21 protein-coding genes and 1 pseudogene are annotated in these 23389 nt (G+C 66.2%); 14 read left to right on the top strand and 8 right to left on the bottom strand.

Annotated features, from left to right (window positions below):
- The first annotated feature begins 7 nt into the window (after positions 1-7).
- From ACFYOW_RS26065 to ACFYOW_RS26030, 8 genes are read left to right on the top strand one after another with little or no spacing between them, the layout of a single operon-like run.
- Positions 8-1804 carry a thiamine pyrophosphate-requiring protein gene (locus ACFYOW_RS26065; protein ID WP_387292072.1) on the top strand — a complete coding sequence of 599 codons (1797 nt, stop codon included), beginning with the start codon at positions 8-10 and terminating at the stop codon, positions 1802-1804.
- Positions 1801-2367 (top strand): hemerythrin domain-containing protein, encoded by a 567-nt coding sequence (locus ACFYOW_RS26060; protein ID WP_387292070.1) that lies wholly within the window; start codon positions 1801-1803, stop codon positions 2365-2367. The genes ACFYOW_RS26065 and ACFYOW_RS26060 overlap by 4 nt, the downstream gene beginning before the upstream one ends.
- The gene (locus ACFYOW_RS26055; RefSeq protein ID WP_387292068.1) at positions 2364-3155 is read left to right on the top strand and encodes a monovalent cation/H+ antiporter complex subunit F; all 792 of its coding nucleotides are present in this window, start codon (positions 2364-2366) and stop codon (positions 3153-3155) included. The genes ACFYOW_RS26060 and ACFYOW_RS26055 overlap by 4 nt, the downstream gene beginning before the upstream one ends.
- Complete coding sequence (locus ACFYOW_RS26050; protein ID WP_387292066.1) at positions 3148-3444, top strand: monovalent cation/H(+) antiporter subunit G; 297 nt, start codon at positions 3148-3150, stop codon at positions 3442-3444. Before ACFYOW_RS26055 ends, ACFYOW_RS26050 begins: the two co-directional genes overlap by 8 nt.
- Positions 3441-3683 (top strand): Na(+)/H(+) antiporter subunit B, encoded by a 243-nt coding sequence (locus ACFYOW_RS26045; RefSeq protein ID WP_387292064.1) that lies wholly within the window; start codon positions 3441-3443, stop codon positions 3681-3683. The genes ACFYOW_RS26050 and ACFYOW_RS26045 overlap by 4 nt, the downstream gene beginning before the upstream one ends.
- Positions 3680-4420: an MnhB domain-containing protein gene (locus ACFYOW_RS26040; protein WP_387292062.1), complete on the top strand. Its 741-nt coding sequence runs from the start codon at positions 3680-3682 to the stop codon at positions 4418-4420. The genes ACFYOW_RS26045 and ACFYOW_RS26040 overlap by 4 nt, the downstream gene beginning before the upstream one ends.
- A complete protein-coding gene (locus ACFYOW_RS26035) occupies positions 4417-4764 on the top strand; it encodes a sodium:proton antiporter (protein WP_387292060.1) in 348 nt (115 codons plus the stop codon). The genes ACFYOW_RS26040 and ACFYOW_RS26035 overlap by 4 nt, the downstream gene beginning before the upstream one ends.
- Positions 4764-6590: a complex I subunit 5 family protein gene (locus tag ACFYOW_RS26030; protein ID WP_387292058.1), complete on the top strand. Its 1827-nt coding sequence runs from the start codon at positions 4764-4766 to the stop codon at positions 6588-6590. The genes ACFYOW_RS26035 and ACFYOW_RS26030 overlap by 1 nt, the downstream gene beginning before the upstream one ends.
- A 158-nt stretch (positions 6591-6748) precedes the next feature.
- Here ACFYOW_RS26030 and ACFYOW_RS26025 read toward each other — a convergent pair whose 3' ends face one another.
- A complete protein-coding gene (locus ACFYOW_RS26025; protein ID WP_387292056.1) occupies positions 6749-11554 on the bottom strand; it encodes an HAD-IC family P-type ATPase in 4806 nt (1601 codons plus the stop codon).
- A gap of 276 nt (positions 11555-11830) precedes the next feature.
- Between ACFYOW_RS26025 and ACFYOW_RS26020 the strand changes: the two genes are divergently transcribed.
- The 4 genes from ACFYOW_RS26020 (at position 11831) to ACFYOW_RS26005 (ending at position 15222) form a co-directional block, all read left to right on the top strand.
- Positions 11831-13669 (top strand): hypothetical protein, encoded by a 1839-nt coding sequence (locus tag ACFYOW_RS26020; RefSeq protein WP_387292054.1) that lies wholly within the window; start codon positions 11831-11833, stop codon positions 13667-13669.
- Positions 13670-13678: 9 nt separating this feature from the next.
- On the top strand, positions 13679-13954 hold the full coding sequence (locus tag ACFYOW_RS26015; RefSeq protein ID WP_063043074.1) for a DUF2277 domain-containing protein: 276 nt from the start codon (positions 13679-13681) through the stop codon (positions 13952-13954).
- A 72-nt stretch (positions 13955-14026) separates the two neighbouring features.
- A complete protein-coding gene (locus ACFYOW_RS26010; protein ID WP_040687344.1) occupies positions 14027-14632 on the top strand; it encodes a ClpP family protease in 606 nt (201 codons plus the stop codon).
- Entirely contained in the window at positions 14629-15222 is a 594-nt protein-coding gene (locus ACFYOW_RS26005; RefSeq protein WP_063043076.1) for a ClpP family protease, read from the top strand. The genes ACFYOW_RS26010 and ACFYOW_RS26005 overlap by 4 nt, the downstream gene beginning before the upstream one ends.
- Here ACFYOW_RS26005 and ACFYOW_RS26000 read toward each other — a convergent pair whose 3' ends face one another.
- The 3 genes from ACFYOW_RS26000 to ACFYOW_RS25990 all read right to left on the bottom strand — a co-directional run bounded on the left by ACFYOW_RS26000 (position 15223) and on the right by ACFYOW_RS25990 (position 17069).
- Positions 15223-15585: a helix-turn-helix domain-containing protein gene (locus ACFYOW_RS26000; protein ID WP_387292051.1), complete on the bottom strand. Its 363-nt coding sequence runs from the start codon at positions 15583-15585 to the stop codon at positions 15223-15225.
- A 113-nt stretch (positions 15586-15698) separates the two neighbouring features.
- On the bottom strand, positions 15699-15941 hold the full coding sequence (locus ACFYOW_RS25995; RefSeq protein WP_387292049.1) for a hypothetical protein: 243 nt from the start codon (positions 15939-15941) through the stop codon (positions 15699-15701).
- A gap of 132 nt (positions 15942-16073) precedes the next feature.
- The gene (locus ACFYOW_RS25990) at positions 16074-17069 is read right to left on the bottom strand and encodes an MBL fold metallo-hydrolase (protein ID WP_387292047.1); all 996 of its coding nucleotides are present in this window, start codon (positions 17067-17069) and stop codon (positions 16074-16076) included.
- A gap of 97 nt (positions 17070-17166) precedes the next feature.
- Here ACFYOW_RS25990 and ACFYOW_RS25985 point away from each other — a divergent pair, with 97 nt between their 5' ends.
- Positions 17167-17841, top strand: a complete 675-nt coding sequence (locus ACFYOW_RS25985) for a TetR/AcrR family transcriptional regulator (protein ID WP_387292045.1) — start codon at positions 17167-17169, stop codon at positions 17839-17841.
- Between the two features lie 63 nt (positions 17842-17904).
- Entirely contained in the window at positions 17905-18756 is an 852-nt protein-coding gene (locus ACFYOW_RS25980) for a 3-hydroxyacyl-CoA dehydrogenase (protein WP_387292043.1), read from the top strand.
- A gap of 25 nt (positions 18757-18781) precedes the next feature.
- Here ACFYOW_RS25980 and ACFYOW_RS25975 read toward each other — a convergent pair.
- The 4 genes and pseudogenes from ACFYOW_RS25975 to ACFYOW_RS25960 form a co-directional block, all read right to left on the bottom strand.
- A pseudogene (locus ACFYOW_RS25975) lies at positions 18782-19965 on the bottom strand (AI-2E family transporter).
- Positions 19928-21304: a DUF5933 domain-containing protein gene (locus ACFYOW_RS25970; protein WP_387292041.1), complete on the bottom strand. Its 1377-nt coding sequence runs from the start codon at positions 21302-21304 to the stop codon at positions 19928-19930. The pseudogene ACFYOW_RS25975 and the gene ACFYOW_RS25970 overlap by 38 nt, the downstream one beginning before the upstream one ends.
- 124 nt (positions 21305-21428) lie before the next feature.
- The gene (locus tag ACFYOW_RS25965; RefSeq protein WP_387292039.1) at positions 21429-22298 is read right to left on the bottom strand and encodes a universal stress protein; all 870 of its coding nucleotides are present in this window, start codon (positions 22296-22298) and stop codon (positions 21429-21431) included.
- A 30-nt stretch (positions 22299-22328) separates the two neighbouring features.
- Positions 22329-23246: a universal stress protein gene (locus ACFYOW_RS25960; protein WP_387292037.1), complete on the bottom strand. Its 918-nt coding sequence runs from the start codon at positions 23244-23246 to the stop codon at positions 22329-22331.
- Positions 23247-23389: the final 143 nt, after the last annotated feature.

Raw genomic sequence — 23389 nt, 5'->3', positions numbered from 1 at the left:
GATCCTCATGAAGCAACAGGTTGGTGACTACGTCCTGCAACGACTACGCGAGTGGGGCGTTGATCAAGTTTTCGGATACCCCGGCGACGGCATCAACGGTCTGGTCGCCGCTTTCGGTCGCGCGCACAACAAACCACAGTTCGTGCAGGCCAGGCACGAAGAGATGGCGGCCTTCCAAGCCACCGGGTTCGCCAAGTTCAGTGGGAAGGTCGGCGTCTGCACGGCCACCTCGGGACCCGGTGCGATCCATCTGCTGAACGGCCTCTACGACGCCAAACTAGACCATGTCCCGGTCGTGGCGATCGTCGGTCAGACCGCGCGCAGCGCCATGGGCGGCAGCTATCAGCAGGAAGTCGACCTGCAGAGTCTGTTCAAGGATGTTGCCAGCGACTATCTGGTCGAGGTAAATGTCTCTAGCCAATTGCCCAACGCGCTGGACCGGGCGTTTCGAACGGCGATGACCCGGCATGCGCCCACCGCGGTGATCATCCCCGCCGATCTGCAGGAAGAGCCCTACGAGCCGCCCGAACACGAGTTCAAGCAGGTGCCGTCCAGCCCACCGCATGCGTTGACCGCGACGGTGGTCGCGCCGTACAACGAGATCGAACGCGCCGCCGAGATCATCGAGGCCGGATCCAGGGTCGCGGTGCTCGTCGGCCAGGGCGCACGCTCGGCCGCGCGCGAGGTGGTCGAACTCGCGGAACTCACCGGTGCGGGTGTGGCGAAGGCGCTGCTCGGCAAGGATGTGCTGCCGGATGATCTGCCGTTCGTCACCGGGCCGATCGGGTTGCTCGGCAGCAGGCCGAGTTATGAAATGATGCGCGACTGCGACACTTTGGTCATCGTCGGGTCGAATTTCCCCTATACCCAGTTCATGCCGGAGTTCGGTCAGGCGCGTGCCGTGCAGATCGATATCGACGGCACCTTGATCGGCATGCGCTATCCGACCGAGGTGAATCTGGTCGGTGACGCGAAAGCCACACTGGCCGAACTCGTTCCGCTACTGCGCCGCAAGGAGGATCGATCCTGGCGGGAGAAGATCGAGCAGGATGTGGTCCGCTGGTGGGAGACGGTCGAGCGGCAAGCGATGTTGCAGGCCAAACCGGTCAACCCGATGCGCGTGGTCTGGGAGCTGTCGAAACAGCTTCCGGATAATGCGATCGTGACCGCGGACTCCGGCTCGTCCACCAACTGGTACGCCCGCTGCCTGCGATTCCGCATCGGTACGCGCGGCTCGCTCTCGGGCACCCTGGCGACCATGGGACCCGGCGTGCCCTATGCCATCGGCGCCAAGTTCGCGCATCCGGAACGACCGGCGATCGCATTGGTCGGTGACGGTGCCATGCAGATGAACGGAATGGCCGAACTGCTCACCATCGCACGCTATTACCGGCAGTGGAGTGATCCCCGGCTGATCGTCTGCGTCTTCCACAATAATGATCTGAACCAGGTCACCTGGGAGCTGCGTTCCATGGGCGGCGCACCGAAATTCGAAGAGTCGCAGATACTTCCGGAGACCTCCTACGCCGATCTCGCCCGCTGTATGGGCCTGCCGTCGGTCGCGATCGACGATCCGGACCAGCTCGCCGACGCGTGGAGCCTGGCGCTGAGCGCGGATCGTCCGGTGCTGATCGATGTGCGCTGCGATCCCGAGGTGCCGCCGATTCCGCCGCATGCGACCTATGAGCAGATGAAGGACACCGCGGAGGCGGTTATGCGCGGCGATCCGGATGGCTGGCATCTGATGTGGCAGGGCGTCAAGACCAAGGCTCAGGAATTCGTGCCGCATCGGAGTTCGTCATGACCTTGCCATCGACCGAGGACGTCGTCGATCTGCTGACGGCACAGCACAAGCAGATCAAAGAGCTTTTCGCCCAACTGAAATCCGGGCAGGGCAATAAGTCGGAGCTGTTCAAGGAACTGGTCCGGTTGCTCGCGGTGCACGAGAGCGCCGAAGAGGAGGCTGTGCATCCCGTCGCCGCCCGTGCCCGTTTCGGGGCGGACAAGATGGTCGGAGACCGCAGGGACGAGGAGAACCACGCCAAGCGTGCGCTCGCCGACCTCTACGACCTCGGTGTCGACCACCCGGACTTCGATGGCAAGCTGGCCGAATTCGCCGATGCGGTGATCGACCATGCCAGCCGCGAGGAGAACGAGGAATTCGCCCTTTTGCGCCAACAGTTTTCGGTGCATCAGTTGGAGCGAATGGCGGGTTCGGTGCGGGCCGCCGAAGCGGTCGCACCGACCCGGCCGCATCCGAAGACCGGGGAATCCGCGCTGGCGAATCTGCTGGCCGGTCCGCCGCTGGCGGTATTCGACCGGGCGCGCGATGCGGTGCGGGACTGGCGTCGAGAAGACGACGGATGAGCGGGCGCATCGGAGCGGCGGCGGAAGTCGTCGGCTGGTGGGTGGTGCTGGTGTTGCTGTGGCTGGCGACGCTGACGACATTCAGTCTCCAGGAGTTGGTCGCGGCGGCCGTGCTCGCATTACCTGCTGCATTCGCTGGTCGTGTGGGACGTATTGCGGTGCAGGGTAATTGGCGACTGCCGGATAGGGTTCCGCAGTTGTTGGCCGCTCTGCCCGGCGCTGTCGTGCGCGACAGCTGGGCTGCCCTGTCGATCGCCGCGCGCGGCAGGCCGGTCGGGCGGTTCGAGGAGGACGAACTCGACGCAGAGGCCGACGCGCAGCGGCGAGCAGGGCGGGCGGTTCGAGGAGGACGAACTCGACGCAGAGGCCGACGCGCAGCGGCGAGCAGGGCGGGCGGCATTGATCACCGGCGTGCTCTCGGCGACGCCCGGCTCGCTGGTCATCGATGCCGAGGACGACCTGCTACTGCATGTACTCGCGATGCCCGTGACCCGACTGCGACGGATGTTCGGGGGCTGATCGAAATGTCCACCGCTCCTTGGCTGCTCGCATCGGGTGTGCTGCTGGTCGGTGGGATCGGACCGGCGTTGCTGCTGTCCGCTCGCGGCACCGCGGCGCATCGGCTCGTCGGGCTGCAACTGGTCGGTTCGCTGTTGATCGTCGTCTTGATATTGCTGAGCCTGGGACTCGGCAGGCCGGACTATTTGATAGTGCCGCTGGTGCTCGTCCTGCTGTCCTTCGCGGGCACGCTGGTTTTCACGCGCCTGCTGGGGGTGCGCGATGACTAGCTTCTTCGTCGACACACTGCTCGCGATCGGCACCCTGGTCGCGGTGGCCGCCTCGGTGGCGGCGCTGCGGCCGCGTTCGGTCTATGCGCGACTGCACTATTCGTCGATTATCAGCTCGGTCACCGGACCCTTCATCGTGCTCGCGGTGCTTATCGCCGAGGGACCTGGACTGACCACGGCCATCGTCGCGGTGACCCTCTTACTGCTGGCGCTCACCGCCCCGGTACTGAGTGCCGCCATCGGCAGGCTCAATGCCCGCACCGACGGCAGGATCGAGGCTCCGCGATGACCGCCCTGATCGTGATCACCCTCGGACTTGTCGCGGTGGCGGGCACGGTCGTCGTATTCACCACTCAGCCGCAGCGGCAGGCGGTATCGCTCGCGGTATTCGGCGCGCTGCTGGCACCAGCATTTCTCGTGCTCGGGGCACCGGATGTGGCGTTGTCGCAGGTCGCGGTGGGTACCGCGGTGGTGCCGCTGATGGTGTTGCTCGCTGTGCGTGCCGTGCAGCGGAGGCGAAAGTTGTGAAGCACAGTGCTCGACTGGTGGTCTTTCTCCTCGGCGGGGTCGGAGTTGTCGTATTGCTCGGACTCGCGCTGTTGCGGATGCCCGGGTTCGGCGGTACCGACCATCCGTATCGGGACGCCGCGGTCCGAGCGTCGCTGGAGCAGCACAGCCCGAATGCGGTTTCCTCGGTCAATTTCGATCAGCGTGGGCTCGATACGTTCGGTGAGGAGGCCATTCTGGTGGCCGCGGTGCTCGGTGCGTCGACGCTGTTGCGTCCGGAAGGACATCGGCCGCAACGGCAGTCGGAGGATGTCGGTCGGATTGTGCAGGCGGCCCGATTTCTGGGCTATGCCCTGTTACCGGTGACCCTGATGATCGGCGCGGATGTGGTCGTGCACGGACATCTGACGCCGGGCGGCGGCTTCCAGGGTGGTGTGGTGCTGGCCACCGGCCTGCATCTGCTGTACGTGGCGGGCAATTATCGCGCGTTGCGGCGGGTGCGGCCGCTGGCCTGGTACGAATTCGGTGAGGCGGTGGGCATGGGCACGGTGGTGGCGCTCGGTCTCGCCGGAATCCTCAGTGGTGCAGGATATCTGGCGAATATCCTGCCGCTCGGACAATTCGGCCGCCTGCTGTCGGCCGGCACGCTGCCGCTGTTCAGCGTGGCGGTCGGTCTCGCGGTCGGCAGTGGTGTCGTCGTACTGCTCGCGCAGTTCCTCGACGAGTATCTGACTACGGAGAGGCGGGCGTCACGATGACCATATTTCCCTATGCGATCGCCGGTTGGCTCATGTTGATCGGCATTTACGGCGTGGTACGCAGTACGCATCTGGTGCACACCGTGGTGTGCGTATCCATCGGACAATCGGGAACCTATGTCCTGTTATTGGCCATCGGCTACCAAAAAGGCGCGTCCGCACCTATTTTCGGCTCCGCGAACCCGCCAGGTTCGCCCGTGGTCGATCCGGTGGTGCAGGCGATGGCGCTGACCGACATCGTCGTGGCCGCGACGGTGACCGCATTGCTGTTGGCGCTGGTCGTGCAGATCGCCAAGCGGCACGGCACGGTCGTACCCGACGAACTGCACGCGCTGCGTGGCTGATGGTCCCCTTCGATCAGGCACTCCCGGCACTCCTGATCGGGTTGCCGGTCGCCGGTTCCTGTGTGCTGCTCGCCTTCGGGCGCGTATTGCCCAGGTTGCTGATCGATGTGCTCGGCACCGGAACCGCGCTCGCGGGGACGATCCTGGCCGGATGGCTGCTGTATGAGACCGGTGCGGGCACAGTGGTTTCCTGGTCCGGTGGTTGGGAGCCGCGACCGGGCCTGACCGTGGGGATTGTCTTAGTCGCCGATCGGATCGGTGCCGCAATGGCTTTGCTGATCGCGCTGCTCACTACGACCGCCCTGCTGTTCGGCTGGCGCTACTTCGACAATCTGCACGCGCACTATCCGGCGCTGGTTCTGCTGTTCGCCACCGGTATGACCGGATTCGCGCTGACCGGTGACCTTTTCGACATGTTCGTCTTTTTCGAGTTGATGGGCGTCGCGGCTTATGCGCTGACCGGGCTGAAGATAGAGGAACCCGAATCCGTCCAGGCCGGGCTGAATTTCGGGGTGATCAACTCGCTCGGCGCATATCTCTGCCTGTTCGGAATCGGACTCCTGTACGCGCGAACCGGACAACTCGGGCTGGCGCAGTTGGGAATTGCGGTCGAGGCGCGGGCGGGTGACGCCCTAGTGCTGGCCGCATTCGTGCTGATCGTTACCGGGTGGCTGGTCAAGGCGGCGGCGGTGCCGTTTCATTTCTGGCTGGCCGATGCGCACGCCGTCGCGCCGTCGCCGGTCTGCGTGCTGTTCTCCGGTGTGATGGCACCGTTGGGCGTTTATGGGCTGGCACGGGTGTATTGGACGGTTTTCGATGGCGTGCTTCCGGCTCCGGGGGTGCGTCGAATGCTGTTGGTGTTGGGCATCTTTACGGCCTTGCTCGGTGCGGTGATGTGTGTTCTGCAACGGCATATCAAACGGCTGCTCGCGTATTCGACGATCGCGCATATCGGGCTGTTCATTCTCGGACTCGCCGCGCTGTCACCGCTCGGTGTGGCCGCGTCGGCGCTGTATCTCGGTGGTCATGCCGCGGTGAAAGGTGCGCTGTTCTTGCTGACCGGTGTGCTGCTGTCGCGGTACCGGAGTGTGGACGAGTTCAGCTTGCATGGTCGAGCGCGTGGTCAGCGGACCATTGGTGTGCTGTTTGTGCTTTCGGCGTTGGTATTGGCCGGGTTGCCGCCATTCGGTGCGGGGCTCGGCAAGGCGTTGCTCGAGGAATCCGACGCGTCGATTTTCCTGGTGGCACTGGTGATTGTCGTATCGGCGTTGACCGGCGGTGCGGCGTTGCGTGTGGGGCTGCGGGTGTGTTTCGGTGTGGGCGCGGTGCCCGAGCACAAGCTCGATCCCGAGGAGACCACCGGGGAATACGAGGTGCCCGATGTCGCCGCGCCTCGCAACAGGACGCCGATCACCATGATCGGGGCGGTGCTGGCTTTATTGCTCGTTGCGCTATTACTGGGCCTGCCAACCGGATTCACCAGAGCCATAGGTCCCGCTGCCGCGACATTCGTCGATCCCGAGGCCTACCGGGCGGCGGCGCTGATCGGCAATACAACCGGCCACTCTGGTGCGGCCCCACATATCGAGTGGACAGGCGGAGGGCTGGCGCTCTGTCTGCTGTCGACCGTGCTGGCCGTGCTCACGGCACTTGGTGCACTGTATTACGGCACGTTGCGCGCACGGGGAAAGCCTCCGATTCGTCCGATCGAGTTGGCGGTGATTGCATTACACCGACTGCACAGTGGGCATGTGGGCGATTACGCCGCTTGGCTGGTCTTCGGCACGGCAGCCGTTGCCGGGCTGGTTGCCAGCGGTTGGTTGTAGTGGGCGTGGTAGCCCGGCTCGGCATGGAAGCGGGAACCTCGGGCGAGGTGGCATCTGCGCGGTCAGCGTTCGCCGGCGTTAGGCAGCAGGCGCGGGAGTACGGTCGAGCCCGATCGACGACCGCGCTATCCACCTCAGGCTGGGTTGTACCGGCGAGATCAGCCTTGTGCGCCGGGCAGTAGGCGAGGAAGGACGGTCGAGCCTGCGGTAGCTGCGGCGGCGGAGGTTGTGGCGATGGTCCAGCCGACGGGACCCAGTGGCGTGCAACCGAAATAGGCGGACAGCCCTGGAACCATGACGACCGCGCCGAGAACCACGCCGCTGGCAGCGGTGGTGACCCAGACCAGGGGACTGCGGTGGCCGGAAACGAGTGTCTGGCCTAGTTGGGTGCCGATGAGCGCGACCAGTCCGATGGTGGCCGCGCGGCGTCGGGTTCCGGTGTAGCGGCCGAGCGTCCACGCCGTGCATGCACCCGCCGCCGTGGCTATGCCGCGTACTGCGATCGTGCGGGTGAGGTCGGGACCAAGATGGGCAGGCGGAATTTCCGCCAATTGCCGTGCGCGCTGCTCGGCACCGTGCTCCACATCGTGCGGATCCGGGCTGTCGCGGTCCGGTGAAAGGGCGAGGGCCAGCGCGGGAAACATATCGGTGAGCATGTTCACCAGCAGGAATTGCCTGGTGCCCAGTGGTGCCCGTCCGCCGACCACCGTGCCGTAGATGGTGAAGGCGATCTCTCCGGCATTGCCACCGACCAGCACGCCCACCGCGTCGGTAATGCGCTGCCACATGCCGCGTCCTTCTACCAGGGCGTGCAACAGGGCGAACGGATCCGGATCGGTGAGCACCAGATCCGCCGCATTGCGTGCGGCTGCGGATCCGCGTGCGGCCAAACCGATTCCGATGTCCGCGCTGCGGATTGCGGCGGCGTCATTGCTGCCGTCGCCGGTCATGCCGACCACGTGTCCATTGCGACGCAGCGCGGCCACGATGCGCACCTTCTGCTCCGGATCGACCCTGGCGAAGACGGTGCTGCGTTCGATGAGCTCGGCCTGCTCGGTATCGTCGAGCCGATCCAGATCGGCGCCGGTGGTGACGGTATCCACGGTAATGCCGAGTTGGCGGGCCACCGCCGCCGCCGTGACCGGGTGATCGCCGGTGATCATGCGCACGCCGATATCGTTGTTCTGCAAGGCTGTTACCAGCGGCAGCGTCTGGGGTCGCGGGGTGTCGGCGATGCCGATGAAGCCGAGCAGCGTGAGTTCGTCCACGGCGCGTTCGACATCATCGGGCTCGTCGGCGAGGTCGCGGCGGGCGACGACGAGTACGCGCAGGCCTTGTTCGGCGAGATCATCGATGACCGCCCGCGCACGCTTGTGCACGTCTTCGAAGATCTGTTCTGCGGTAAGTGCTTTGGTGCAGCGAGGGAGTACGACTTCGGGCGCGCCCTTGACGATCAGGCGCAGCTTGCGCGTCGTTTGGCCGAGCACCGCGGCGTAGCCGCGATTGGATTCGAATGGGATTTCCTCGATCTGATCCCACTGGTGCGCATCGTCGCCGAGGTTTTCGGCGGCATCCAGTACGGCGCGGTCGGTGGCGTGCAGCACCGGTCCGGCGTTCGGATCCGGGCAGGCGCGGGCGGCGGCGCGCAGCAGTCGGCGCGCATCGTCGGATTCGTCGTCTGGTGACCACTGGTTGTCCAGGTCGGCCAGCATGGTGAGCCGCAGCCGTCCCTCGGTGAGGGTGCCGGTCTTGTCGAAGCACAGGGTGTCGACGCGGCCGAGTGCCTCGACGGTGCGGCTGGCGCGGACCAGCACGCCGTAGCGCGACAGCCGACGCGCGGCCGCCAGCTGTGCCACGGTGGCGACCAGGGGCAATCCCTCCGGCACCGCCGCCACCGCGACGGCGACGCCGTCGGAGATCGCATCGCGCAGCATCCGGCCACGCAGGCCGCCCAGCGCGGTGACCAGGGCCCCGCCCGAAAGGGTGAGCGGTAGGGCGCGATTGGTGAGCTGCCGCAGTTGGGCCTGTACGCCGCCCTTGTCCGGCGGCACCGCGCCCGCGGCCGCGCGACCGGCTTGGGTGTCGGCGCCGACCGCGACCACGACTGCCAGACCCGACCCGTTCACGACGGTGCTGCCCGCGAAGATCATGCAGGTGCGTTCGCCGAGTGCCACGCCGGGTGTAGCGGCGAGATTCTTTTCGACCGTGACCGATTCGCCGGTCAGACCGGACTCATCCATTTCGAGTTCGTCCACGCGCAGTAATCGGGCATCGGCGGGCACCACATCGCCCGCGCGGACGACCAGGGTGTCGCCGATGGCGAGAGCGTCCGCGGGCACGGATTCTTCGGTCGGGTCGGACTCGTCGATCGCATCGCGGTCGATCAGGCGACCGGTGAGTTGCTCGCCTTCGAGTAGATCTTGCAATTCGCTCTCGGCACGCTGGCGCTGACCGGCCGATATCACCGCGTTCACCGTCAGCACGGAGGCGAGGAGTATGGCATCGGACGGCTCGCCGAGTATGGCGGTGGCGACGGCGCCAACGCTGAGGATCGGTGTCAGCGGATCGTCCAGTTCGTGGCGCAGATGGCGGGCGTAGGTCGTCAGCGGTGCGAAAGTTCTAGTGAGCAAGCTCTGTTCGGCTCGGGCCGGAATCGCGCGCTCGTCGAGCGCCGGAGGTTGCGGTAGGCGTCCGAGTACTTCATTTGATTCCAGTGCGTGCCAAGGTAATAGAGGTGCAATGGTGGTGGGCGGTGCGGACGCGGCGGCTCGAACACCCTTGCGCGCCCCGGTTATCAGGGCGGTCAGCTGTGCGGCGACCATCGGTGTCGTCCGGGCGTTCCTGGTCGGAGTGACGGCGAGCAGCAACCCACCGAGCGCACACGCCGACAAGGCCAGGGTGCGGCCACGATCGCTGACCTCCCGCGCGGGCGCGACAGTCGCGAGTACGCGCTGCACCTGCCCCAGATCCCGGCAGATGGCATCCGCGGCCCACGGTGGTTCGCAGCGATCGGCAGTGAACAACCCGAGCGCCACATCAGCTCGGGCCAACGCCTTATGGGCGCGCGGGCTCAGCACCGCGACAACCTGCCCGTCCTGCTGCCGTCGCTCGACCAGCTTGCTCATCGATGACGTCGCCGAGACGAATTCATCAGCAAGCGAACGCAATTCGTGCGCATCCTCATGCGCGACAAGCACCACCCGCAACCCGGCCCGCCGCGCCGCAGTCAACACATCATGCGCGCTCGAATCGAGCTCCCGCCCGAGCAACACCCGCCCGACCGTGCGGTCCCCATCGCGCAATTCGCGCCAGACCGGCCGAGTGGTGGCACCCCGGTCCCGAGCCCCAGAGTTGGGATGCACCAGTTGCAGTGCCTCACCCTCCGTTGCGGCCTCCTCGTCCTCGTCGGTTACGGACGCCTCGTTGTCCACGGTGGCGGCTTGCTTGCCGCCCTTGGTCACGGCCTCCTCGTCGGCCTCGGTGGTGGCGTGCTTGTTGTCCTCGGTCGCGGCTGTCTGGTTGCTGTTGGTGGCGGCCTTCTTGTGGCCGTCGGTCGCGGCCGTGCCGCTGCCGTTGGTGGCTGCCCTCTTGTCGCCTTCGGTTGCGGCTGCGCCGTTGCCGTCGGTGGCGGTCTTCCCGTCACCCTGCGACGACCACAGCAATCGCTGGGCTGCGCTCCAGACCTTCCCCGTAGACCATTCGTCATCGGCCGACTCGACGTCGAGTACCAGCCGTCGCGAGGTGAGCAGCGCTTCGCCGTCGATTACCAGCGTGGTCAGCCGGTCCAAACGTCGCCACGCACCCCGATGCAGTGTGAGTACCCCCGCCCGTGCGAGGACCATGTTGACGCTCGCGGCGTAGGCCTCGCGGGAGGCCCGGGCGGCTTTCGGTGCGCCGAGGCCGAGGGCGTCGGCGGCGTCGCCTATGCGGCCGAGGCCGACGAATGCGGCGGTGCCGATCAGCGATCCGGCCGCTGTTTCGTCGCCGACGCGCTCGATCGGGCCGGGTGGCAGGTCGGTGGGGCGGGTGTAGGGCGGTAGGGGTTCGGTTACGTCGGGGTGTTCGCGGCACACCAGGTCGGACTCCCAGTTGCGCCACTCCAGACGCTGGGCGACGGCTTCGCCGAGGAGGAAGGTGCGCTGGGCCGTGTCGGCCAGCAGATTCGTGATGCCGTCGGCGGCGTTCTCGCCGAATGCGGTTCCGATCGCGGTGACGATGGTGAGGGCCATATCGGTGCGGGAGCGCCCGAATCGGGATTCGAGCATTGTGCGCAATCGTGGTTGGGTGTCGAAGACGGTGGCCGCCGCCCGCACCGCGCGCGCAGGCCCACCGAACGGTAGCCGCGCGCCGACCGTGCACACTGCAATGGCGAATACCTCGCTCGCCACCTGAATTCCCGCCGCCAGCAACGGTTCCCGGTCCTCGGGGTATTCGACGGTGCGACTCCAGTCCACTTCGGCGACATTGCTGTCTGCCTCGATCCCCTCGATGACCTCGAGCAGTTCCGGCAGTCCGGTCGCGCCTTCGCGCAGCGTGGCAACCACCCGACCGGTCACCGCGTTGACATGCGACCACCGCACACCACGCAACTTGCCGAGCCGCTCGTCCAATGTCCGAGCCAGGGCCGCGCCGCGCTCGGAGCTCAGTCCGCGCACCTCGATCGTCGCCTTGTCCTCGCGCAGGGCGACCCGGCGGTTGGCCCGCCGCTCATGCGGGTCGACCAGATCGAGCAGGTCATCGCCCAGCGGGCTCTCCGGTTGGGGAGCCAATTCGTCGACTCCGGCGGCGGCGGTATCGACTACCGAAGCGGCGGCATCGGCCACGGCTTGCGCCGCATGAAACGGCGCTTCGACGAGTTGTACGCCTAGTCCGACGGCCGTCGATACCCCGGTGCGCACCACACCGGTAATCGCCGCCGTCGGTGCCTCGATCCACCACGGTGCCAAACCGTCACGCCTACCCATATTCGGCAACTACCCGGCATCATCAGATGCAAACGGACACCGAAAATGGTTGTCGGCTGGGATTTCAGGCACTGCGCCACGGTGCCCAACGGCACTGGATTGGCCGTCTCCTCAAGGGGTATCCGCCGTACATGCCGACCTTCCGAAGTGAAGGTCCAAGCGATATGCGGGGCTGCCCGGCACCGTCAACGAGGACGAGGCCCACAATGGCGCGGACCGAGCACGGCCAGCCACGCGACGGTCGTCAACACCGGAAAGTGTCAGGTGATGCAGGCAATGGCGGTGCTCACGCGTGGGTCCGAGGGCGGCGGCGCCGCACTCGACCAGGTCGCGGTGCTGACCGGCACCGCGATCGCCATCGCGGCCGTGCTCGTCGTGGTCGGGTATCTGCACCGCACCCGCCGCATCACGTGGCTGCAAACCGCCGCCGATCGACTCGGCGGGCTGATCAACCGGCCGGGCTGGGTCGCGCTGCCGCTCGCGCTGTTCATCGCCACCATTCTCACCGCGCTGTTCGGCTTCATCTGGGATGTGAGCCTGCATATCGGTAAGGGCCGCGACGAGGGCCCGCTGGCGAACCCGGCGCACTACTTCATCATGATCGGCCTGTTCTTCCTGTTCATGGCCGGAATGCTGGCCATCATCCTGCCGCTGGACGAGAAACCCGGTCCGGCCGCGATTCGGATCACCCGCGACTGGTACGCCCCGGTCGGGGGCGTGCTGATGGCGGGTGCCGGCCTGTACGCACTCATCGGCTTCCCACTCGACGACATCTGGCACCGACTGTTCGGCCAGGACGTAACCCTGTGGGGTCCCACGCATCTGATGCTGATCGGTGGCGCCGGATTGTCGCTGGTCGCGGTGCTGCTGCTGGAGTTCGAAGGCCGACTGGACCGGCCCGATCCGGATCGCACCGACGGTCCGCTGCTGTGGCTGGTCCGCACCTTCGCCTTCGGTGGTCTGCTGATCGGCCTGTCGGTGTATCAGGTCGAATTCGATTTCGGCGTCGAACAGTTCCGTCTCGTCTTCCAGCCGATGCTGATCGCGGCCGCGAGTACGATCGCGCTGATTTCGGCGCGCTATACGCTCGGCCGCGGTGGCGCGTTGGCCGCGGTAGTGTTCGCGATCGTCGTCCGCACTGTTTTGGCGTTCCTGGTCGGTTCGCTGCTCGCTGCGCCGCACAATGTATTTCCGCTGTATCTCGGTGTCGCGCTGATCGTCGAACTGATGGCGCTGCTGCCCATGTCCAGACCCGTTTGGTGGGGTGCGCTGACCGGACTGGTCGCGGCCACTCTCGGGCTCTGGCTCGAATCACTTTGGGTGGCAAGGATGTTCGTGGATTCCTGGCCTGCCGGTATGTGGCCGGAGCTATTGGTCATGGCGGTGCCGGTGGGTGTCGCGGGCGGTGCGGTCGGCGTGCTGCTCGGCATGGTCCTGCGGGGCGAAGAGCTCCCGTACGTTGGGATTCGCCGTGGCATCGTGATCGCGGCGGTGCTGATCACCGCCGCCGCCACCGCGAATGGATTGCGCGTCGATGTTCCCGAAAATGCCTCCGCAACAGTCCAGTTGCGTGATGCGGCACCGGTAGCCGCGGGCCGGATGGTCAACGCCGATATCACACTTGCTCCTAAGGATCTGGTGGGCGGTGATCCCGAGTGGGTGCAGATTTTGGCCTGGCAAGGCGGCACCGGTTCCTCGAACCCCGGTCGCGGACTCGTGATCGATCAGCTGCGCCGGGTCGGCGAGGGGCATTATGCGAGCACGAAACCTGTTCCTGTATACGGAAATTGGAAGACGATCCTGCGACTGCACGACGGCCGATCGCTCACTGCTCTACCCATCTACATGCCGCATGACCCCGGCATCGACGCCGCCGAAGTTCCGGCACTGGACCAGTTCACGCGCCCCTTCGTCCCCGAAATCACTGTGCTCCAACGTGAACGCTCATTCGACCGGCCCTCCTGGCTGATCGATGCGGCATCGCTGGTCGTACTCGTCTGCTCCCTGGTTCTCATCTGGTCGCTGTCCTGGGGTGCGGCTCGGATCAACCTCGCCTATCGACGCGACCTGCGTGCGGAGGCCTCGCCCCTTAAAACTCATGCCAACCCGAGCTAGCCTCGGGATATGTGCCGAAATATCACTGCCCTGCGTGGGCTCGAGCCTGCCGCCACCCCGGAAGAAGTGCATGCCGCGGCATTGCAGTACGTCCGCAAGGTCGGCGGGCTTTCCAGCATTTCCGCAGCTACGCGCCCTGCGGTCGATGCCGCGGTCGCCGATATCGCGGCCGCGACCATGCGGCTGCTCGAACAATTGCCCGAGCGGAAGGTGCCGCCCAAGAACGTGCCGCCGCTGCGGCGGCCCGAGGTGCAGGCGCGCATCCACGCGCATTCGCACGACTGACGCTGCTCTGAGCAGATCTGCTGTGGGCAGCGTGGCGAGATTTTTCGGGTAGGCGCGCGGCACGGTGGAGTCATGGCTCACGATGACAAGACACCGTTGTTCAGTTGGCGCGCCAGGGAGCAGCTGCTCAGCAGACGGATTCTGGTGCTGGACGGACCGCTCGACGACGACAACGGCACGCTCCTGATGACGCAGCTGCTTACCTTGGCCGCCGAGGATGCCGATTCCGGGATCTCGTTGTGGATCCATTCCCCGGGTGGTTCGGTTCCGGCAATGCTCGCCATTCGCGATGTGATGCGGCTGGTGCCGTGCGAGGTCTCCACCCTGGCACTCGGATTGGCTTGCAGCGCAGGGCAATTCCTTCTGTCGGCAGGTACGCCGGGTCGGCGGTTCGCCCTGCCGCACGCCAGGGTGCTGATGCATCAGGGCTCGGCCGGAATCGGCGGCAGTGCCGTCGACGTCGAGGTGCAGGCCGATGACCTGCGCTACACCGTGGAGACCGTGCTCGGCATCATCGCGGGGGATACCGGCCAGCCGTACGACCGCATCTACGAGGATTCGCTGCACGATCGCTGGTTCAGCGCGGCACAGGCCAAGGAATACGGCTTCATCGACCACATTGTCGGCTCGTTCGGGGAAATCGTGCCCCAGCGCCAGCGGATCGGAATTTCGGCATGACGTACACCATTCCCAATGTGATCGCTCAGCATCCGCGCGGCGGCGAGCGGATCACCGATATCTACTCCCACCTGCTCGCCGAGCGGATCGTCTACCTCGGGACCCCGATCGATTCCGGCGTGGCCAATGCGCTCATCGCCCAGCTGTTGCACCTGGAGTCGGAGAGTCCGGAGCAGGAGATCAATCTGTACATCAACTGCGAGGGCGGCGATCTGTCCGCAATGCTCGCGGTGTACGACACCATGCAATTCATCAAGGCCCCGGTGGCGACCACCTGTGTCGGCCAGGCCATCGCGGTCGGCGCGGTACTGCTGGCCGGTGGGGAACCCGGTCGCCGCTCCTTGCTGCCGCACGCCCGGGTCGTCCTGCATCAGCCCGCCGCCCGCGGTCAGGGCGCGATTCCCGATCTGATCCTGCAAGCCGACGAGTTGGTGCGGATGCGCGCGGAAATCGAGTCGATCCTGTCGCGGCATACCGGGCAACCAGCCGAGCGGCTACGTCACGACACCGATCGAGACCGCGTCTTCACCGCGCAGGCGGCCGTCGACTACGGCCTGGTCGACAACGTGCTCGGTGCCCGCGCCGACTGATCAGGCGGCCAGTGCCATGAGGGTAGGTCCAGCACTGGCTCGTGGCGCGGCCTGCCGGGCGAAGGTGAGCCGACGATGAGCGCGCAATTCGTCGGCCACCTGCTCGGTGAGACCGAAGAGGGTGGTGCCGAGCGCACCGGCCAGCGCCGCGATCATCTCGCTCGACGGTTCCTTGCGGCCCCGCTCGACCTCGGACAGGTACTGCGGCGAAATACCTGCGCGACCGGCGGTTTCGACGAGGGTCTCGCGTTGCTCCCGCCGCAGCGTGCGCAGCCGTTCACCGAGCACCTCGCGCCACAGCGGTTCCTCGGTGTGGCGAGGTCGGTCATCGCGTCCGCCCTGGATCGAGTGCAGCTCGGTCATAGGGAGAGCGTACGGCCGCGCCTGCCGATCCGGCCGGGCATTACGCTGTGGGCGGACAAACCGACGAAGGCCCCATGCCCAACGGACACAGGGCCTTTCGCATCGAGTCGAGATCAGGGCAGCGGAATCCACTGGCCGGAGAACCAGAAGCCGTGACCCTGGGGCTGCTGATCATGCCGCTGCTGGTCCTGGCGCTGATCCCCGCGCTGCTGATCGTGGCCCTGCTGTTGCTGCTCGATACCCGGACGCTGATCCTGCCCCGGATCGGCGCTCGCCACACCCGCACCAACGCCCAGCAGGCCGACCAACACGCCGCCCGCGATCGCGCCCTTCGCCAGCTTCGACTTGATCTTCATCCACGTTCCTCCTGTTGTCGGGTCTGCGTCCGAGACCGTCGACCCGTCCGATCCGGACCGACAAGACAATCTTGGAATCGCAAGATTTGCGCACCCTAGCCCGTGGCTGTGAGTTAGCTGGGACCCATCCGCTTACTGCGCGAGCTGTTCGCAGACGCGAAAGGTGGTCATGATGTTGAGGCGATGCAGGTTCCGGCACAGTTCCCGAAAGCCCTGCTCGGCGAGGTCGAGGGGAATCTCGTATTCACCTAGGGCAGTGGCGAATTCGGGATCGAGATCGGTGGCCCAGGGGTCTGTGCACAGCGCGTAAGTTTCTTCCAGCGTGTGGCCCGCTTCGAATGCGGCCGACACCTCGTCGCGTAGCCGTTCGAGATAGTCGATGAGCACGGTGATCGAGCGTCGACCGCGGCCCATCGGGCCGTGACCAGGGACGATCGTCTCCAATTCGGGCAGAGTTTCCTGCATGGCGCGCAGCGAGGCGAGGTACGGCTCGGGGCCGCCCTGCAGGAGCATGTGCGCGGATCCGGCACCGGTCAGAAAGTTTCCGGTCCAAGCGGTGCGCTGTGACGGCACATAGACGATGGTGTCGCCCGGACCGTTGCCGGGGCCGAAATGGTGCAACTCGACGGTGCGGCCGCCGAGATCGATCTCCATCGCCGTCTCGAAAGTCAGATCCGGCAGCCGCCAGCGGGTGACCTCGCCGAACAACTCCTCGTCGCCGTACATATTGCGGGAGCGGATGTCCTTCTCGTAGGCGAGGTCGTACATATTGGCACGGTTGGCGCCCGACGTGATGACGGTGAGGTCGTCGAAGGCGGCATTCCCGAAGGTGTGATCACCGTGGTAGGTGGTGTTCACCAGGTAGCGCAGGGGAGCGTCGGCGAGATCGCTTGCCAGACTTCGGATTTGGGTGCCGATGGTCGGGGTGATACCCGCATCGATGACCAGGGCGGCCCGGTCGCCGAAAATAACGCCGTTATTGTCCTTCGGGGGCACATTTGCCATGAGTGCGACGGCACCCGCGCCGATCGGATGCGGTATCAACCGCAGGCCGGTCGGGCTCAGATTCGGCCCGGCGTAGCCCGCGGGACGTTCGGAAATCTCTTGGGACAGTAGATGTTTCGACATGAGCATGATCCTCGCGATGAGTGACTGTAGGTTGAGCGCTCAACTCAATAATAATCAATCGATCGATTATTAACCAGTGATCGTTTAATCTGAGCCAATGACCGTGACCCCGCCACGTCGCGTCGGCCGCCCGCGCAAGGACGAGGCAGGCGACACCCGTGCGCTGCTGCTCGCCGCCGCACTGGATCTGTTCGTCGAGCACGGCTACGCCGCCACCTCGGTGCGGATGATCGCGCGGGCGGCAGGGCTTTCCGATGGCGGTCTCTACGCTCACTTCGCCAATAAAGAGGCGATCTACCGGGAGTTGATCGCGCAGGCCGGTGTCGGCGCGGTGGATACGGTGATCGCCGAGATACTCCCGGATCCGAAGGCGGTGCCGGATGACCCGCGCGGATTCCTGACCGAAACCGTCGACCGAATATTGGACCTCTTCGATACCGACGAATCCCGAAAGTTCACCAAACTCATGCTGCGCCAAGCGATTCCGAACGATCCGCGCCTGGTCACCGACATGCTCGCCAAGGGGGCGGCCGCGGTGGCTCCGTACTTTCCGATCTGGGCGGAGCGTGGACAGCTGACCGAGGTGGTCACCGCGCGGCTGCGCAAGGGGGACTCGACCGGTGAAGCCCTGATGTGGGAACTGCTCGCACCGCTGGGTTTCCTACGATTGGTCTACCTGCACGGCCCGGCTGCTGCCCGCGCCGAAGGCCGTCGCCGCGCCCACGATCACCTGGTCTTCTTCCTCGACGCAGTAGTGCGCGACCAACGATGATCTCCCTCGACGACGCCGATGACACCCGGGGCGGACTGTGCCCCCGAAGGAAGGAGATAGCAGATGACCATCCGCAAGGTGACCGTCCTCGGAACCGGGGTGCTGGGATCGCAGATCGCATTCCAGACCGCATTCCACGGATTCGATGTCACCGCCTACGACATCAGCGACGAGGCCATCGCCGGTGCTCGCGATCGATTCGCCAAGCTCGCGGCGACCTATCGCATCGAAGTGCCGGGTGGTGATACCAAGGCCGAGAAGACCGAGGCGGGCATCGTCGCGACCACGGATCTGGCCGCGGCCGTGCAGGATGCCGACCTCGTGATCGAAGCGGTGCCGGAGGTGCTCACCATCAAGGAGCAGACCTACCGGCAGCTGGGCGAACTCGCACCGGCGAAGACGATCTTCGCCACCAATTCGTCCACCCTGCTGCCCAGCGATATCAAGGACTACACCGGCCGCCCCGACAAATTCCTCGCGCTGCACTTCGCGAATCAGGTGTGGCGATACAACACCGCCGAGGTGATGGGGACGCCCGAGACCGATCCGCAGGTCTTTCGGGCGGTCGTCGAGTTCGCCGCCGCGATCGGCATGGAGCCGATCGAATTGCATAAGGAGAAGGCGGGTTACGTCCTCAATTCGCTGCTCGTGCCGCTGCTCAATGCGGCCATGGCGCTCGGCGCGGGCGGATTCGCCGAACCGGAGGCGGTCGACAAGACCTGGCGGATCGGCACCGGCGCACCGGTCGGCCCATTCCAGATGCTCGACGTCATCGGCCTGACCACCCCTTACAACATCCTGGTCAACGGCGGCGACGAGGGGCAGCAGCTCGCGGCCTGGCTCAAGACCAACTACATCGACAAGGGCAAGCTCGGCATCGCCACCGGAGAGGGCTTCTACAAGTACTCCGAATAGCTCACGGCACAGCCACCGGATGCAGCTAGTCCGGCGCGGGCTCGGGTTCGGGGGATTCGTCGGGGGGTGCGGTGACGACGTCGATCTGCTCGCCGAGGTAGCGGGCTACCACGGCGAGGACGGCCGCTACCGGTACCGCGAGGAAGGCGCCGACGATGCCGTAGAGGGAGCCGCCCGCGGTGATCGAGACCAGGACCACCACGGCATGCAATTTCATGCTGCGGGCCTGCAGGACCGGTTGCAGCACATTGCCTTCCAACTGTTGGACGGCGATGATGATGCCGAGCACGATCAGCGCGGTGGTGACGCCATTGCCCACCAGCGCAACGAGCACCGCCAGCGCCCCGGCGACGAATGCGCCGACCATCGGCACGAAACCGCCGATGAAAGTGATCACCGCGAGCACGAATGCCAGTGGGACGTGCAGGATCACCAGTCCGGCGCCGATGAACACCGCGTCGATCAGACTTACCAGCGCCTGTACGCGGATGAATCCGCCGAGGGTGGACCAGATGCGATTCAGCACCTCCTCGAGGTGCCTGCCGCCGCGACTGCCGAGCACGGCATGCAGCCACGGCAGCAGCCGTGGACCGTCTTTGACGAAGAAAAACGCCAGTACCAGCACCAGGAACAGCGTCACCAGCGTGGAGGTCGCGGTGGTCACGCCGGTGAAGACGCCGGAGGCGATCTGTTCCGAACTGGACTTCAGCCGCTGCGTGATCGCTTCCACCGCGGCTTGCAACTGCTCGTCGCGTATGCGCAGCGGCGGACCGTGCAGCCAATCACGCACCTTGTTGACACCCTCGGTGGATTGTCGGCCAGCTCCGGGGCCTGGTCGACAACCGACGGAACGATCAGGGCGATGACACCGGCGAGGACTCCGATGAATCCGAGCAGGGTGACCGTTGCCGCGGCGCCGGGCCGAAAGCCGTGCGCGGTGAGCCAGCGGGTCGGCGGCCACAGCATCGTCGCGACGATCAGCGCCAGCGCGATCGGCAGCAGTACCACCCAGAGCGCGGCAATGACGGTGCCGAGCACCCACGCGCCCGCAGCGATCGCGATAATGCACAGCGACCATTTGGTCAGCCAGATGAGTCCGGCGCCGATCGCGTCGCCGCGATCGCGGGTCGGTGGGCGGGTCTTCTCGGTGCCGTCCTGCTCACTCACGCCGTCAGTCTGGCACGGCCGACGGCCGGGCGGTGCCGTCATCGGCACGCTGTGCAGGCCGCAGCGGATCCACCGCTACCGAGTCATTTGCGGCGAACCAGGTCCGGTAGAAGGTGAACGCCAGCGCGGCGAAGACACCCAGAATCGCGACGCCGAACGGGAACGGGTAATTCGCCATCGGCAGCGCGAGGAAGCGCACGCACAGCAGCACCCCTGCGAAGGTCGCGATACCGAAGGCCACCACTTGGGCGCGGCCGCGGTCCCAGCCCCGGTCCGGATCACGCAGAACGGATTCGACGGTCAGGCACAGTGCCGCGCCCGCGACGAGATCGACGCCGTAGTGGGCACCGAGACCGAGCGTCGCGACGAGGGTGCAGGCCAGCCAGAACGCACCACCCCAGCGCAACCAGAGCGGTCCGCGCCGGGAGTGGATGAACAGCGACAGCGCCCACGCCGTATGCAGTGACGGCATGCAGTTGCGCGGTGTGATGCCGTCGAAGGGCATCGAATCGACCGAGGACGGCAGTGCCGCAACGACATTCGGCCAGACATCGGCGAGTTCGAAACCTTGCCCCTCCGGGCCGAACGCGAGCACCGGCCCGACGACCGGGAAGACCACATAGAACAGCGGGCCGACCACACCGAGCGTGAGGAATGTGCGCACCAGATAGTGCCGCGGCCACATACCCGCGGTGACGCCGCGCAGCTGCCACGCGGCGACCACGATGGCCGCGACCGGCAGTTCGAAATAGACCCAGCGCACCACACCCAGCGGCACGGGTCCTGCCGCGTCGAGTACCTGTCCGACGAGCCACGACGGATTGCCGAGCGCGTGATCGGCCAGTTCCGCATAGGGATCCAGCACGGTCGGGCAGGCCCAAGCGGTGATGTCCAGCCAGATCTCGCCGACCTTCGTCGCCAGAATCAGCAGCGCACCGAGAGCGATTGTGCGCAGCGCGGTTTCGCGTCGCGCGCCGGTCCAGCGCACGGCGGCGATCACCGCCAGCGCGGTGAGCACAATGGTCGGACCGTTCCCGACCGTGAACAACCGCCCCTCGATCGCGCGAATGATCACGAAGACCACGTCGATGCCGACCGCGGCCGCCAGCGCACGTACCCGCACACTCCAGGAGACGCCGATCAGCGCCAGCAGAAACCCGGCCCACGGCGTGGTCGCCGACTTGGGCCGCCCGACGTAGTCCCAAGAAAGACTGGTCAGTGGCCCGAGCGCATTGATATGCACGGCCATCAACTGCCCCGCGATCAGCACCACGACCGCGCCCGCGATACTGCCCCAGATCAGCCGAGTTCGCCACGGACGCGCAGTCCCCACTTTCCCCGGTGGTGCAACCGAACTCTCCTGCGCGTCCTGAATCAACATCCCGATATCGTAAACAGGATGTGAACACCACCGTGCGCTCCGATTAACGCAACCTGTGAACTCGCTGCGTGCTTGCGGACCGGTGAGTGCCGGAACGTGCTGAAGGGCCACCCGGGCGGGGATATCAGGGTCGGGCGATGATGAGGGGGCAGTCGGTGGCGTGTAGGACGGCCTGGCTGACCGAGCCGAGGGTCATGCCCGCGAAACCACCGCGGCCGCGGCTGCCCAGGACGATCAGTTGCGCGTATTCTGCCTCGGCGAGTAGGCATCTGGCCGGTCGATCCTCGACGACCACGCGCTCGACCGCGAGGCCCGGATACTTTTCCGCACAGCCCGCCAGGCTCTCGGAGAGCACCGCCTCGGCCTCTTTCTGCATATCGTCGCGGGAGATATAGCGGTTGAACTCGGACCAGGTGAGTACCGCGCGCAGCCCGACCGCGCGATGGGCGGCCTGGTCGAAGGCGACCTCGATGGCGCGGGTGGCGCTGGGGGAGCCGTCGACACCGACGAGCACCGGTCCCAGCAGCCGATCGGCTTTGTAGTCCTCGGGTTCGGGAATGACGGCGACCGGACAGTGCCCGTGCCTCGCGACGGCGGTGCTCACCGAGCCGAGCAGGCCACGGCGGAAGGCACCCAGACCGCGGGTGCCGACGACGAGCATGCGCGCATCCTTGGAACGGTCGAGCAGGACCGGTATCGGCGGCGCGTCGACCACGAAGGTGGCGATTTCGAGTTCGCCGATGGGTGCGGCCGCCGCGGTCGCGTAGGCGCCGGCAGTGGTGACGGCGGCGGCGCCGGCCGCTCGATAGGCGTCGTAATCGATTTGGTCGAAGGCTATTCCGGGACCGAAGTCCATCGGGGCGCCGATGCCGTACACGATGTGCAGGGGCGCGCGGTGGTGGACGGCGTCGGTCGCGGCCCAGCGCACTGCCTCGGCGGCGGCATCGGAGCCGTCGATGCCGACGAGTACCGGGGGATTCGTGGTGGTGGACATGGGATTTCGTCGCCTGTCAGCGTGACTGCGCTACTGCGGGCGGACAACCATGACCGGGCAGTGCGCGGTCTGGACCAGCGCATCGCTGGTGGAGCCGAGCAGCAGTCCGCGGAATCCGCCGCGTCCCCGGCTGCCGACCACGAGCAGCTGGGCCGACCGCGACCATTCGCGCAGTGCCTGCCGCGGACCCGACAGGTACACCTTGCGGACGACCTGCACGTCCGGGTACTTCTCCTGCCAGCCGGTGAGCTGGTCGGCCAGGATCGCCTGTCCGGTGGTCTCGGCGTCGTGATCGCAGACGCCGTAGGGGAGGCCGGCGACGCGGTCGAAGTACAGGTCGCTCCAAGCGTGGACGGCGACGAGTCGGGTTCTGCGTTCACTGGCTTCGGCGAACGCGGCCCCGACGGCGGCCGTGCTCCCCGGTCCGCCGTCGATACCGAGCACAACCGGGCCGACGCGTCGAGTCTGCTGTTCGGTGCCGGTGTCACGCACGACCACGATCGCACCGCGCCCATGGCTTGCGACCGCGAGCAGCGTCGATCCGAGATAGCTCAGGCTGCCGTCGGAACCCGCCGTGCCGATCGCGACCAGATGCGCGGCCTCGGACAGCTCGATCAACAGGTGTGCCGGATTGGCTTCGGAGAGTTCGGTTTCCACGGTCAGGCCCGGATCGGCCTGATGGGCGAGTCGGCGTGCGGTGCGCAGCACGTCCGCGCCTTCGCGGCGGATCGCGTTGATCACCGGGGGCATGATCACGTCGTACATCCCGTAGACCGACCCAGCCGCCGCAAGATCGAGACCGTGCACGATGCGCAGCCGCCTGCCCCGCTGGGAGGCGGTCTCGGCGGCCCAACGGACGGCCAGATCGGCCGCCTCGGAACCGTCGGTTCCGACCACTACTTCGGCCGACGCCAGCCGGTGTGATTCATCGCGGTGCTGGGCGGTCATGGATGTCCCTTCGGGGTTCCGAGATTGCGGCTACCCGTAGGTTAGGAATTCGAGGTGGTCGCGCACGCCTGGCATTGGTCACCAACCGCAGGGCCCAAAGGCCGCTCCTCATGTCTGCATGGTGTCCGGATGGCACAGCGCCC

The sequence above is a fragment of the Nocardia sp. NPDC006982 genome, from assembly GCF_042869435.1.
Classification (GTDB): Bacteria; Actinomycetota; Actinomycetes; order Mycobacteriales; family Mycobacteriaceae; genus Nocardia.
This window is presented reverse-complemented; position numbering and strand designations above follow the sequence as displayed.

Excerpts from the sequence above, each read along its gene's own strand:
- ACFYOW_RS25960 (WP_387292037.1), bottom strand. The coding sequence starts at position 23,246 with ATGACCGCCCAGCACCGCGATGAATCACACCGGCTGGCGTCGGCCGAA.
- ACFYOW_RS26015 (WP_063043074.1), top strand. The coding sequence starts at position 13,679 with ATGTGCCGAAATATCACTGCCCTGCGTGGGCTCGAGCCTGCCGCCACC.
- ACFYOW_RS26065 (WP_387292072.1), top strand. The coding sequence starts at position 8 with ATGAAGCAACAGGTTGGTGACTACGTCCTGCAACGACTACGCGAGTGG.
- ACFYOW_RS26060 (WP_387292070.1), top strand. The coding sequence starts at position 1,801 with ATGACCTTGCCATCGACCGAGGACGTCGTCGATCTGCTGACGGCACAG.
- ACFYOW_RS26010 (WP_040687344.1), top strand. The coding sequence starts at position 14,027 with ATGGCTCACGATGACAAGACACCGTTGTTCAGTTGGCGCGCCAGGGAG.
- ACFYOW_RS25965 (WP_387292039.1), bottom strand. The coding sequence starts at position 22,298 with ATGTCCACCACCACGAATCCCCCGGTACTCGTCGGCATCGACGGCTCC.
- ACFYOW_RS26045 (WP_387292064.1), top strand. The coding sequence starts at position 3,441 with ATGACCGCCCTGATCGTGATCACCCTCGGACTTGTCGCGGTGGCGGGC.
- ACFYOW_RS26050 (WP_387292066.1), top strand. The coding sequence starts at position 3,148 with ATGACTAGCTTCTTCGTCGACACACTGCTCGCGATCGGCACCCTGGTC.
- ACFYOW_RS26000 (WP_387292051.1), bottom strand. The coding sequence starts at position 15,585 with ATGACCGAGCTGCACTCGATCCAGGGCGGACGCGATGACCGACCTCGC.
- ACFYOW_RS26025 (WP_387292056.1), bottom strand. The coding sequence starts at position 11,554 with ATGGGTAGGCGTGACGGTTTGGCACCGTGGTGGATCGAGGCACCGACG.
- ACFYOW_RS25990 (WP_387292047.1), bottom strand. The coding sequence starts at position 17,069 with ATGTCGAAACATCTACTGTCCCAAGAGATTTCCGAACGTCCCGCGGGC.
- ACFYOW_RS26020 (WP_387292054.1), top strand. The coding sequence starts at position 11,831 with ATGGCGGTGCTCACGCGTGGGTCCGAGGGCGGCGGCGCCGCACTCGAC.
- ACFYOW_RS25980 (WP_387292043.1), top strand. The coding sequence starts at position 17,905 with ATGACCATCCGCAAGGTGACCGTCCTCGGAACCGGGGTGCTGGGATCG.
- ACFYOW_RS26005 (WP_063043076.1), top strand. The coding sequence starts at position 14,629 with ATGACGTACACCATTCCCAATGTGATCGCTCAGCATCCGCGCGGCGGC.
- ACFYOW_RS26035 (WP_387292060.1), top strand. The coding sequence starts at position 4,417 with ATGACCATATTTCCCTATGCGATCGCCGGTTGGCTCATGTTGATCGGC.
- ACFYOW_RS25995 (WP_387292049.1), bottom strand. The coding sequence starts at position 15,941 with ATGAAGATCAAGTCGAAGCTGGCGAAGGGCGCGATCGCGGGCGGCGTG.
- ACFYOW_RS25970 (WP_387292041.1), bottom strand. The coding sequence starts at position 21,304 with ATGTTGATTCAGGACGCGCAGGAGAGTTCGGTTGCACCACCGGGGAAA.
- ACFYOW_RS26055 (WP_387292068.1), top strand. The coding sequence starts at position 2,364 with ATGAGCGGGCGCATCGGAGCGGCGGCGGAAGTCGTCGGCTGGTGGGTG.
- ACFYOW_RS25985 (WP_387292045.1), top strand. The coding sequence starts at position 17,167 with ATGACCGTGACCCCGCCACGTCGCGTCGGCCGCCCGCGCAAGGACGAG.
- ACFYOW_RS26030 (WP_387292058.1), top strand. The coding sequence starts at position 4,764 with ATGGTCCCCTTCGATCAGGCACTCCCGGCACTCCTGATCGGGTTGCCG.